The 9,612-nt window shown below is 64.0% G+C and carries 12 protein-coding genes; 3 read left to right on the top strand and 9 right to left on the bottom strand.

Annotated elements, in window-relative coordinates; genetic code table 11:
- Nucleotides 1-208: 208 nt before the first annotated feature.
- Nucleotides 209-736 (bottom strand): hypothetical protein, encoded by a 528-nt coding sequence (locus tag H9X91_RS09905; RefSeq protein WP_204804732.1) that lies wholly within the window; start codon nucleotides 734-736, stop codon nucleotides 209-211.
- Here H9X91_RS09905 and H9X91_RS09900 point away from each other — a divergent pair.
- Together H9X91_RS09900 and H9X91_RS09895 are read left to right on the top strand one after the other, a co-directional pair.
- Entirely contained in the window at nucleotides 716-1,549 is an 834-nt protein-coding gene (locus H9X91_RS09900) for a deoxyribonuclease IV (RefSeq protein ID WP_204804731.1), read from the top strand. The two genes, H9X91_RS09905 and H9X91_RS09900, sit on opposite strands and share 21 nt — an antisense overlap.
- Nucleotides 1,550-1,591: 42 nt before the next feature.
- On the top strand, nucleotides 1,592-1,984 hold the full coding sequence (locus H9X91_RS09895) for a GNAT family N-acetyltransferase (protein WP_204804729.1): 393 nt from the start codon (nucleotides 1,592-1,594) through the stop codon (nucleotides 1,982-1,984).
- Nucleotides 1,985-2,046: 62 nt separating this feature from the next.
- On the opposite strand, the gene H9X91_RS09890 is transcribed toward H9X91_RS09895, so the two are convergent.
- The 8 genes from H9X91_RS09890 to thiE form a co-directional block, all read right to left on the bottom strand.
- A complete protein-coding gene (locus tag H9X91_RS09890; RefSeq protein ID WP_204804727.1) occupies nucleotides 2,047-2,721 on the bottom strand; it encodes a CatB-related O-acetyltransferase in 675 nt (224 codons plus the stop codon).
- A 225-nt stretch (nucleotides 2,722-2,946) separates the two neighbouring features.
- Nucleotides 2,947-4,146 carry an ABC transporter permease gene (locus H9X91_RS09885; protein ID WP_204804726.1) on the bottom strand — a complete coding sequence of 400 codons (1,200 nt, stop codon included), beginning with the start codon at nucleotides 4,144-4,146 and terminating at the stop codon, nucleotides 2,947-2,949.
- Nucleotides 4,143-4,880: an ABC transporter ATP-binding protein gene (locus tag H9X91_RS09880; protein WP_204804725.1), complete on the bottom strand. Its 738-nt coding sequence runs from the start codon at nucleotides 4,878-4,880 to the stop codon at nucleotides 4,143-4,145. Before H9X91_RS09880 ends, H9X91_RS09885 begins: the two co-directional genes overlap by 4 nt.
- The gene (locus H9X91_RS09875) at nucleotides 4,880-6,247 is read right to left on the bottom strand and encodes an HlyD family efflux transporter periplasmic adaptor subunit (protein WP_204804724.1); all 1,368 of its coding nucleotides are present in this window, start codon (nucleotides 6,245-6,247) and stop codon (nucleotides 4,880-4,882) included. The genes H9X91_RS09880 and H9X91_RS09875 overlap by 1 nt, the downstream gene beginning before the upstream one ends.
- 13 nt (nucleotides 6,248-6,260) lie before the next feature.
- Nucleotides 6,261-6,608 carry a flagellar basal body-associated FliL family protein gene (locus tag H9X91_RS09870; RefSeq protein ID WP_204804723.1) on the bottom strand — a complete coding sequence of 116 codons (348 nt, stop codon included), beginning with the start codon at nucleotides 6,606-6,608 and terminating at the stop codon, nucleotides 6,261-6,263.
- Nucleotides 6,609-6,831: 223 nt separating this feature from the next.
- Nucleotides 6,832-7,641, bottom strand: a complete 810-nt coding sequence (gene thiD, locus H9X91_RS09865) for a bifunctional hydroxymethylpyrimidine kinase/phosphomethylpyrimidine kinase (protein WP_204804722.1) — start codon at nucleotides 7,639-7,641, stop codon at nucleotides 6,832-6,834.
- Nucleotides 7,642-7,743: 102 nt separating this feature from the next.
- Nucleotides 7,744-8,382: an HAD family hydrolase gene (locus H9X91_RS09860; RefSeq protein WP_204804721.1), complete on the bottom strand. Its 639-nt coding sequence runs from the start codon at nucleotides 8,380-8,382 to the stop codon at nucleotides 7,744-7,746.
- Nucleotides 8,379-9,020 (bottom strand): thiamine phosphate synthase, encoded by a 642-nt coding sequence (thiE, locus tag H9X91_RS09855; protein ID WP_204804720.1) that lies wholly within the window; start codon nucleotides 9,018-9,020, stop codon nucleotides 8,379-8,381. Before thiE ends, H9X91_RS09860 begins: the two co-directional genes overlap by 4 nt.
- Nucleotides 9,021-9,357: 337 nt before the next feature.
- Here thiE and H9X91_RS09850 point away from each other — a divergent pair, with 337 nt between their 5' ends.
- On the top strand, nucleotides 9,358-9,570 hold the full coding sequence (locus H9X91_RS09850) for a hypothetical protein (RefSeq protein ID WP_204804718.1): 213 nt from the start codon (nucleotides 9,358-9,360) through the stop codon (nucleotides 9,568-9,570).
- Nucleotides 9,571-9,612 lie beyond the last annotated feature (42 nt).

The raw sequence follows: 9,612 nt of genomic DNA, 5'->3' as shown, positions 1-9,612 counted from the left end.
TTTTCCAGAACTTTGAAAAGTTCTGGAAAACGGTTGATTGAAAACGAAAGACACCCTTCCTGGGTTTCTTTCGTAGCTATCTTCCTTCCCATTTTCCCGGATTTCCGGGTTTGTCGACAGACTGAGACGGGTCCGCCAAAGGCGGGCCCGTCTTTTCCCGTCCCTTCGCCCAGGTGCGGGCGGATTCGGTCAAATTTTTGATTTTTTGTCAAAACAGACGGGTTTTCTTTCGTTTTTCAGAAAATCTCATGTGATTTTTGAAATTTTTGCAAAACTCAGGATGTCTCGACAGATTCAGACAGAATTTCTTGCCGCCCTTGTGTATGATAAAGGCAACTTCCATATCTTGTGGCGGTTTAGAAAGGATGAATACCATATGCAGAAGGTTTCCAAAGAATACCTGTTGCTCTTCAACGCCATCACCGACGCGGAGGAATCCCTGCGCCGGCTGCAGGCCAAATTGATCGACGCACAGCAGAAAGCGGAGGAGCTGTTCATCTCCGACGGTGATGCGGACTCCGGCGCCCGGAACATATAAGGCCCCGCCGGGCGGGCCGCCGCTCTCCCTTGGCCCGGCAGCAGCGTCCCCCCGGTGCAGAGCCGGGGGGCGCTTTTTTGTTGCTTTTGCCGGTGCCGCAGGCGCGCGGATGTGGTATGATGAAAAAAACAAAACGCCTTCTTTGGAAGGCGGCGTTCGACGGAAGGAGACACCGCCATGCTGTACATCGGCTGCCACTTGTCCTCCTCCAGGGGCTTTGCGGCCATGGGCCGCCAGGCGCTGGAGCTGGGGGCCAACACATTTCAATTCTTTACACGCAATCCCCGGGGCAGCAAGGCCAAGGACCTGGACCCGGCGGATGCCTCGGCCCTGCGGGACCTGATGGCCCGGCACGGCTTCGGTCCCATCGTGGCCCATGCCCCCTACACCCTGAATCTCTGCGGCGCCGAAGAGAAGAACCGCACCTTCGCCCGGGAGACCATGGCGGACGACCTCGCAAGGCTGGAGCACGTGCCGGGGCAGTACTACAACTTCCACCCCGGCAGCCATGTGGGCCAGGGCTTGGAGGCCGGCATCGCCCTCATTGCCGACGGGCTCAACGCCATCCTCCGGCCGGACCAGTCCACCACGGTGCTGCTGGAGACCATGGCCGGCAAGGGCAGTGAGGTGGGCAGCCGCTTTGAGGAGCTGCGGGCCATTCTGGACCGGGTGGAGCTCTCCGACAAGATGGGGGTCTGCCTGGACACCTGCCACGTGTCCGACGGAGGCTACGACATCATCGGCGACCTGGACGGCGTGCTGACGGCCTTCGACCGGATCATCGGGCTCCGCCGCCTGAAGGCCGTCCACCTGAACGACAGCAAAAATCCGCCGGCCAGCCACAAGGACCGCCACGCCTGCCTGGGGGAGGGGACCATCGGGCTGGAGGCCCTGGGGCGGATCGTCCGCCACCCGGCGCTGAAGGGCCTGCCCTTCTGTCTGGAGACCCCCAACGACCTGCCCGGCTACGCCCGGGAGATCGCCCTGATGCGGGAGATGGCGGAGGACTGAGCCCGCTCCGCATGTGATAACTGCTTTGAGGAGGACAACGCCATGGAATATCGGGTGGACGACCGCTCTCTCACGCCGGATGGATTTCTGGCCTTTGTGGATCAAATCTGGCCGGGGGACTACGATGCGGAAAAGACCCGGACGGCTCTGGCGCGGACCCTCAACATCACCGCCCGGGACGGCGGACAGCTGGTGGGCTGCCTGCGGATCCTCACCGACGGCTGCTTCTTCGGCACCATCACAGAGCTGCTGGTGCTGCCGGCATACCAGCGGCGGGGCATCGGCAGCCGGCTGCTGCAGCTGGCCGGGACCCACACCCCCACGCTGCTGTACTTCGGCGCCCAGCCGGGGGCGGAGGCGTTTTACGAGAAAAACGGCTGCCGGCGGAGCCTGCCGTCCTTCACCCTCGGACCTCAGGCGCCCGGCATGCCGTAACTGCCGGAAGGACCCGGCCCCAAAAGGGGCCGGGTCCTCTTTTGATCCGGGTGCTCTCCTGTTCATTTCTCCAGGCGCTGCCGGATGGCGGACCGGACCGCGTCCAGGTCCGGGTCGCACAGCAGGGGAACGGCCTCCGCCAGCTCCTCCGGCGGCAGGTCCCACCACCGCCAGGCCAGCAGCAGCCGGACCAGATCCTCCGGGAACCGCTGCTTCAGCACCCGGACCGGATTGCCGCCCGCCACGGTATAGGGGGGCACGTCCTTCGCCACCACGGAGCGGGCCGCGATGATGGCGCCGTCGCCGATGTGGACCCCCGGCAGGATCACGCTCTCCCGGCCGATCCACACGTCGCTGCCCACCACGATGTCCCCCTTCCGGGGCAGCTGGTCCAGGTGGGGCGGCGCCAGCGCGGCCCACGCCCCGCCGAACACCTGAAAGGGATAGGTGCTGACGCTGCTGATCCGGTGGTTGGCCGGGCCCATGATGAACCGGGTCCCGGCGGCGATGGAGCAGAATTTGCCGATGATGAGCCGGTCCCCGAACTCCGGATAGTTGAACAGAACGTTGTTCTGTTCAAACCCCGCGGGGTCCGCCGGATCGTCGTAGTAGGTGTAGTCCCCGATCTGGATGTTCGGGGCCTTCACCACATTCTTGATATAGCAGGATGTGCCGTATTCGTTGGGAAAAACCGCGTCAGGGTCCGGCAGGCCCAGCGCGCGGATGGTATCATTCATAGGATCTCCTCCGTTTTTTACTGCATCGACCACTTCCTCTCCCGGCGGGCCGCCGTGGCAACCGCACGCTTCTTTCGGATCTCCCGCATGGATATCGCTTCCTTTCACAGGGTGCTCCGGCTGTCCGCCGGGCACTTTGCGCCATTGTACCACAGCCGGATGCCTCCGGCAAGAAAAACGGCAGCGGATCCGCCGGGATCCGCTGCCGGAGAAAAGGGATAGCCGTCAGTCGTATCGCAGCGCGTCGATGGGGTTCAGCACCGCCGCCTTTTTGGCCGGCAGATAGCCGAAGGCGATGCCGATGCCGGCGGAGACGTCGAAGGCGATCAGGACCGCAGCGATGCTGGGGCTGACGGTGATGGGAGTGTCGGGCATCACGTTGGCGATGACCACCGTGGCCGCCGCAGAGAGGCCGAAGCCCAGGGCGATCCCCAGCACACCTCCCAGGGAGGAGGTGGTGGCCGCTTCAATGACGAACTGGCGCATGATGGCGCTCTCCCGAGCCCCCAGGGCCTTGCGGATGCCGATCTCTCTCGTCCGCTCCGTAACGGACACCAGCATGATGTTCATGATGCCGATGCCGCCTACCACCAGGGAGATGGCGGCGATGCCCGCCAGGATGTAGATGATCATATTCACCATGGAGTTCATCTCCTCCACCATCTCCGCCATGCTCCCCACGGTGTAGGCGTCGTCATCCTCGAAGATGGCGTAGAGGGCGCTCTCCAGGGTGGTCTTTGCCTCTGCGATCTGGTCCGTGTCCTGGACCGTGATGGTATAGCTGGAGACCGTGCCGGTGAAGCTGAGGCGGGCGGCGGTGGAGTAGGGGACGAACACACAGTCGTCGGTGCCGCCCTCCTCCAGCTCGCTGGCCTCCGCCGCCATGACGCCCACGATGGTGAAGGTGGTGCCGCCCACCTTCAGCGTCTGGCCCACAGCGGCGCCGCCGTAATAATACTGGTTCAGATACTGGCCCACCACGCAGACCTTTTTCCGGCCGGTCATATCCGTATACTGGAGTCCCCGGCCCTGGGCAATCTCATAGCCCTTCATGTTGAAATAGTCCTCGCTGACGCCGGTGACAGAGGTGGCGGTCAGGGAGTCGCTGCCGATCTTCACAGAGCCGCTCATGGTGACGGTGGGGGAGATCTGCTTGAAGGTCTCGCTGTTGTCCTCCACCAGCTGGTACATCTCCTCCTCCGACACCGTGCGGGAGGAGCCCCGGCCGGCGATGGTCACCGTGAGGGAGTCGGTGCCCATGTCGGCGAAGCTGTCCTCGATGTACCCCTGCATGCCGTTGCCCAGGCCCACAATGACGATGACCGCGCACACGCCGATGATGATGCCCAGCATGGTGAGGAAGGTCCGCATCTTGCTGCTGAGGATATTCTGGACCGCCATCTGAAAGGTCTCGACCAAATTCATCCAGCAGCCCCCCTTCCCGCAAGGTTGGGTGTGACCACCGCCTCGGGGGCGCTGGCGTCCCCGTCGTAGATCACATGGCCGTCCTCCAGCCGGATGATCCGCTGGGCCTGGACGGCGATGGAGTTGTCGTGGGTGATGAGCACCACGGTGTTCCCCGCGGCGTGGAGCTGCTGCAGCATGGTCAGCACCTCCCGCCCGGTGTGGGAGTCCAGGGCGCCGGTGGGCTCGTCAGCCAGGATCACCGCCGGGTCCCCGGCCAGGGCCCTGGCGATGGACACCCGCTGCTGCTGGCCGCCGGAGAGCTGCATGGGCTTGTGCTTCAGCTTATCCCCCAGGCCCACCATCTCCAGGGCGATGCGGGACCGCTCGTGCCGCTCCGGCTTGGGGACGCCGGCGTACATCAGCGGCACCTCCACGTTCTCCTGCAGGGTCAGCTTGGGCAGCAGGTTATACTGCTGGAAGATGAATCCCAGCATCTTGTTGCGGATGGCGGCCAGCTGGTTTTTGTCCATCTGGTCCACATCCTGGCCGTCCAGCAGATAGGTGCCGGAGGTGGGCACGTCCAGGCAGCCGATGATGTTCATGCAGGTAGACTTGCCGGAGCCGGACTGGCCCACGATGGCCACGAACTCCCCCTTCTGGATCTGGAAGGAGATGCGGTCCGCCGCCTTCACGGTGGTGTCGCCCATCTGGTAGTACTTGCAGACCTCCCGGAATTCGATCAGACTGCTCATCAGAAGCCTCCCGGACCGCCGGCCATGCCGCCTCCGCCGGAGGGCATTCCGCCGCTGGGCATTCCGCCGGCCATGCCGCCCATCATCATGCCGCTGTCAGAGCTGCTGGAGGAGGTCGTCTGGAGATAGGCCACCGTGTCCCCCTCCTGCAGGCCGGAGAGGATCTCGATGTAGCTGTCATCGCTGACGCCGGTCTCCACCGCCACGTAGACATAGCCCTCCGGGGCCTCCTGATCCAGGGCGTTGGCGGCGCTGGGGGAGTCAGCGGTGATCAGAACTGTGTCGCCCCGGTTCACGGCAGAGGCCGGGATCGCCAGGGCATCCTCTGTGGAGGAGATCACGATCTCCGCGTCCACGTTCATGCCGGGCAGCAGGCCGTCCGTCTCATCGATGCGGACGGTGACGGGATATGTGGTGATGCCGCCGGAGGTGGTGCCCGCCACAGACACCTCCGTCACCACGCCGGTGTAGGTCTTGCCCTCCACGGCGTCGGCGGTGATCTGGACCTCCTGACCCACCTCCACGGAGCTGATGTCCAGCTCGTCGATGGACATGGTCATCTCCAGATAGCTCAGGTCGTAGATGACGCACAGGGTGCTGTCGGAGCCGCCCTCGATGTTGTCCCCGGCCTTGGCAGTCTTGGTGACCACGGTGCCGGAGATGGGGGCGGTGATGGAGTAGTCTTCCAGGTTCTCCTGGGCGCTTTCCAGGCTGGTGGCTGCGTTGCTGACGCTGATGCGGGCGCTCTCGATGGCGTTGTCCACACTGTCGCCGGTGATGGTGCAGATCCGGTCCCCGCTGGAGATGGTGTCGCCCACCAGCCAGTCAAAGCCAGAGACCTTGCCGGAGGCCTCCGCCGTGATGACGCTGCTGGCTCCCACCTTGATGGACGCCTGGCCGTAGCTGGAGTAGCTGCCGATGACGGCGCTGGCCGTGTAGTCCGTAGTCACCAGTCCCGGATTGGTGAGCCGCACCCGCACAGTGGTCAGCGGCACGCCGGTAGACACCGCCGCAGACGAACTGGACACGGCGGTGACCGTGCCGGTGAGGGACCCGGCAAAGCCGTCAATAAACACCGTTGCGGACTGGCCGATATAAAAGTCATCGCTGTCCGCATAGGTGAAGGAGAAGTCGATGTACATGTTCTCATCCGCCACGATTTTCAGAAGCTCTGTGCCGGCGCTGACGCTGTCTCCTTCGTTGACGTAGACCTCGCTGACGGTGCCTGTCAGGTCCGCCTCCGGGTATTTCGCATCCACCGCCTGCTGGTAGGAGGTCTGGGCCTGGGAGTAGCTGTTCTGGCTCTGGGTCAGGCTGCTGCTGGCATTGGAGGAGTCGATGGTGTACAGCAGCTGCCCCTCTTCCACCTGGTCGCCCTTTTCAAAGGTGTCGCTGAGGATCGCCGGAGACCAGGGTGTTGACGGTGTAGGAGTCCGCCGGCTCCAGGGTTCCGCTGGCGCTGAGGGAATTGGTGATGGAGCGGCGCTCTACTGCCGCCTCCTGGTACTCTGTGGCCGCGGCCGCTGTCTGCCCGTGTCCTCTCCAGACCACCACGCCGCCGGCGATGGACGCCACCAGGACCAGCGCGATCATCTTGCGTTTCCTTCCCCGCAGCAGCTTTTTCAGCCCGCCGCGGATGCGCTCCCTGGTGCCCGGTCCCGCCCCGGATTGGGTTCCGTCCGTAATTGAGAGGCCCTCCGCCTCCCGATCCTGTCGTTTTCTAAGCATGCGACGCCGCTCCTTTCATCTCTTCCGCCCTGCGGAACTTTGATGGAGCCACGATAGCACCGGAAGCTAAAATCAACCTGAAAGATTTTTTAAAAAGTTTTGAATTTGGTTATTTTAATGGAACATACCTGTATTTTTAACCTTAAAAGCGTCTTAAAACGTTTTGTTTAAAAAAGAGGGACCGCCGGTGCAGGCAGTCCCTCCCTCTCGCCGGGCGCCGGTATCAGTCCGGCAGCCCCTCGCAGTAGACGCTTTTGAGATCAAACATGTGGTCCATGGGGCCGGAGCCGCGGCCCAGGTCCAGCATGGCCCCCAGGGCGCCGGAGATATAGGCCTTGGCCCGCTCCACCGACGTGTCCAGGTCAAAGCCCTTGGCCAGGTTGGAGGCGATGGCGCTGGACAGGGTGCAGCCGGTGCCGTGGGTGTTGGGGTTGTGGATGCGCTTGCCGCGGAACCACTTGCCGCTGCCGTTCCGCCACAGCAGGTCGTCGGCGTCGTTCACCTGGTGACCGCCCTTGCACAGCACGGCGCAGCCGTACCGCTCGCTGATGGCCTTTGCGGCGGCCTCCATGCCGGCGGTATCGGTGATGGTCATGCCGGAGAGGATCTCCGCCTCCGGGATGTTGGGGGTCAGCACCGTGGCCAGGGGCAGCAGCAGCTCCTTCAGGGCGGAGACCGCGTCCTCAGAGATCAGACGGTCTCCGGAGGTGGCCACCATCACCGGATCCACCACCAGATTTTTCGCCCCGTACTCCTTCAGCTTGGCGGCGATGGTCTCGATCAGGGGGATGCTGGAGACCATGCCGGTCTTCACCGCGTCGGGGAAGATGTCGGTGAACACGCAGTCCAGCTCCTCCGCCAGGAACTCCGGGGTGCACTCCACGATGTCCTTGACGCCGGTGGTGTTCTGGGCCACCAGGGCCGTCACCGCGCAGGTGGCGAACACGCCGTTGGCGGTCATGGTCTTGATGTCTGCCTGGATGCCGGCGCCTCCGCTGGGATCGGTCCCAGCGATCGTCAATGCTGTCTTCATATCCATGCTTCCTTTCCTTGCATTGAAGTTTTATCAAGCGGCGGAAGGTGGTGCCCCCGATCCGCCGCCGGAAGCGGCCTGCAGGCCGCGGTTCCTCGTCTCTTACGGGGCCCAGTCTCCCAGGTCCCGGACGTACCAGTCCGCAAGAGTCTCCAGCGCCGCCTGGTCCTCCTGGGCGGAGGTGTCCCAGACACCGCAGACCCGGAACCCCGCCTCATGGGCGGTGCGGGCGGCGTGGAGGGCGTCCTCGAACACCACCGTCTCCGCCGGTGGGGTCCCCAGCCGCCGGGCGGCCTCCAGATAGATGTCCGGCCGGGTCTTGCCGCCGTACCGGACACAGCTGACGGCAAAGCGGAAGTATTTCCACAGTCCCAGCCGCTCCATGGCCGAGCGGGCCTGGAACACCTCGCTGGCGGTGGCGATGCAGCAGGGGATGTTCCGTTCCGCCAGCCGGGAGAGCAATTTGTCCGCCCCGGGCTTCATGGGCACCCGGGACCGGTATTCCTCCGTCACCAGGTCGTTGAGGGTGTCCATCAGCTCCTCCGGCGTGGCGGAGAGAGCGAAGCGCTCCCGCAGGTATTCCGCCGCCTCCCGGCGGCCCATCTCCTTCAGGTCCCGGGCCAGGTCCTCCGGCGGGTCCCCGCCATACCGGCGCACCAGGTCTACCGGAGCCTGCTGCCAGATGTACATGGAGTCTGTCAGGGTCCCGTCCAGGTCAAAGATGGCGCCCTTAATGTTCATCGGGCGATCTCCTCCGACAGGCGCAGCAGCTCCGCCGCCGCCGCCTTCACGTCGGTTTGGGCGAAGAGGGCGGAGACCACCGCCACGCCGTCCAGGCCGCAGTCCCGCAGCTCCAGGATGTTGTCCCGGCTGATGCCGCCGATGGCCACCACCGGGATGTCCACCGCCGCCGTGATGGCCCGGATGGTCTCCCGGGAGATGGGCTTGGCGTCCGTCTTGGTACCGGTGACGAAGGCTGCGCCCACCCCCAGGTAGTCCGCTCCCGCCGCCTGGGCGGCCAGTGCCTCGGCCACCGAGTGGGCGGAGACGCCGATGACCTTGTCCGGCCCCAGCAGCTCCCTAGCCCGGCCGGCCTCCAGATCCTCCTGGCCTATGTGGACACCGTCGGCCCCCACCTGGGCGGCGATGTCCACATTGTCGTTGATGATGCTGACGGCGCCCTTTTCCCGGCACAGGGCCACGAACCGCTCCGCCTCCGCCAGGAAGTCCGCCTGGCCCAGGTGCTTTTCCCGCAGCTGGACGATGCCGGCCCCGCCGTCGATGGCCTCCGCCACCTGGCGGAGCAGGCCCTCCGTGCCGCCGGCCCAGGCCCGGTCCGTCACAGCGTACAGCCGCAGCCGCTTGGCGTCGATCTTCATACGTCTCATCCTTCCTTTGATGCAAAAAACCACGGACACACCAAATCCGGTCGTCCGCGGCAGCGCGCCTCATGATTTCCCTACGTTGGCATGATCCAAATCAGGTGAAGGGTCAAAGCCTGGCTGGCTTCCTCTCAGCCCGCGCCAGCGGGCTCCCCGTTTTCTGCCTCCCATCATACCCCTTTTCCCGCCGGATTGCAAGCAGAACCGGGCCGTTTCCTCCGCCGGAACGCGGCTTTGTCCCGTGAAAGATCCCTTGCTTTTGACCGGGAAAGATGGTATGATGATCAAAAGGGAAGATGTCCCGTGTAAAAAAGACAGCAGGGAGGGATTCGCTATGAAGAAATCCCCAGTCCCACGGTGGTATGTGATCCTAAGCGTTGTCACGGCGATTCTCTGGACCATCTGCGCAGTCTGTTACGGAAGGACTCTGGACCTCACCGACCGCACGGATCAAATCGTGCTGGGGCTCTCTGTGGTCACTACGGTCATCTGGTGGGTGAGATCTGCTGTCCTCTTCATCCGCTTTTTCAGAAGCCGGAGCGCCTGACGGGCGGCGCCGGAAGAGCGGCGCTGGCTTTTTTCAGAGACA

The sequence above is a fragment of the Oscillibacter valericigenes genome (assembly GCF_016902445.1).
In the GTDB taxonomy this organism is placed as follows: domain Bacteria; phylum Bacillota; class Clostridia; order Oscillospirales; family Oscillospiraceae; genus Oscillibacter; species Oscillibacter avistercoris.
The sequence above is the reverse complement of the archived record's forward strand: the minus strand, read 5'-3'. Positions and strand labels throughout refer to the sequence as shown.

Excerpts from the sequence above, each read along its gene's own strand:
- H9X91_RS09900 (WP_204804731.1), top strand. The coding sequence starts at position 716 with ATGCTGTACATCGGCTGCCACTTGTCCTCCTCCAGGGGCTTTGCGGCC.
- H9X91_RS09895 (WP_204804729.1), top strand. The coding sequence starts at position 1,592 with ATGGAATATCGGGTGGACGACCGCTCTCTCACGCCGGATGGATTTCTG.
- H9X91_RS09890 (WP_204804727.1), bottom strand. The coding sequence starts at position 2,721 with ATGAATGATACCATCCGCGCGCTGGGCCTGCCGGACCCTGACGCGGTT.
- H9X91_RS09885 (WP_204804726.1), bottom strand. The coding sequence starts at position 4,146 with ATGAATTTGGTCGAGACCTTTCAGATGGCGGTCCAGAATATCCTCAGC.
- H9X91_RS09880 (WP_204804725.1), bottom strand. The coding sequence starts at position 4,880 with ATGAGCAGTCTGATCGAATTCCGGGAGGTCTGCAAGTACTACCAGATG.
- H9X91_RS09870 (WP_204804723.1), bottom strand. The coding sequence starts at position 6,608 with ATGCTTAGAAAACGACAGGATCGGGAGGCGGAGGGCCTCTCAATTACG.
- thiD (WP_204804722.1), bottom strand. The coding sequence starts at position 7,641 with ATGAAGACAGCATTGACGATCGCTGGGACCGATCCCAGCGGAGGCGCC.
- H9X91_RS09860 (WP_204804721.1), bottom strand. The coding sequence starts at position 8,382 with ATGAACATTAAGGGCGCCATCTTTGACCTGGACGGGACCCTGACAGAC.
- thiE (WP_204804720.1), bottom strand. The coding sequence starts at position 9,020 with ATGAAGATCGACGCCAAGCGGCTGCGGCTGTACGCTGTGACGGACCGG.
- H9X91_RS09850 (WP_204804718.1), top strand. The coding sequence starts at position 9,358 with ATGAAGAAATCCCCAGTCCCACGGTGGTATGTGATCCTAAGCGTTGTC.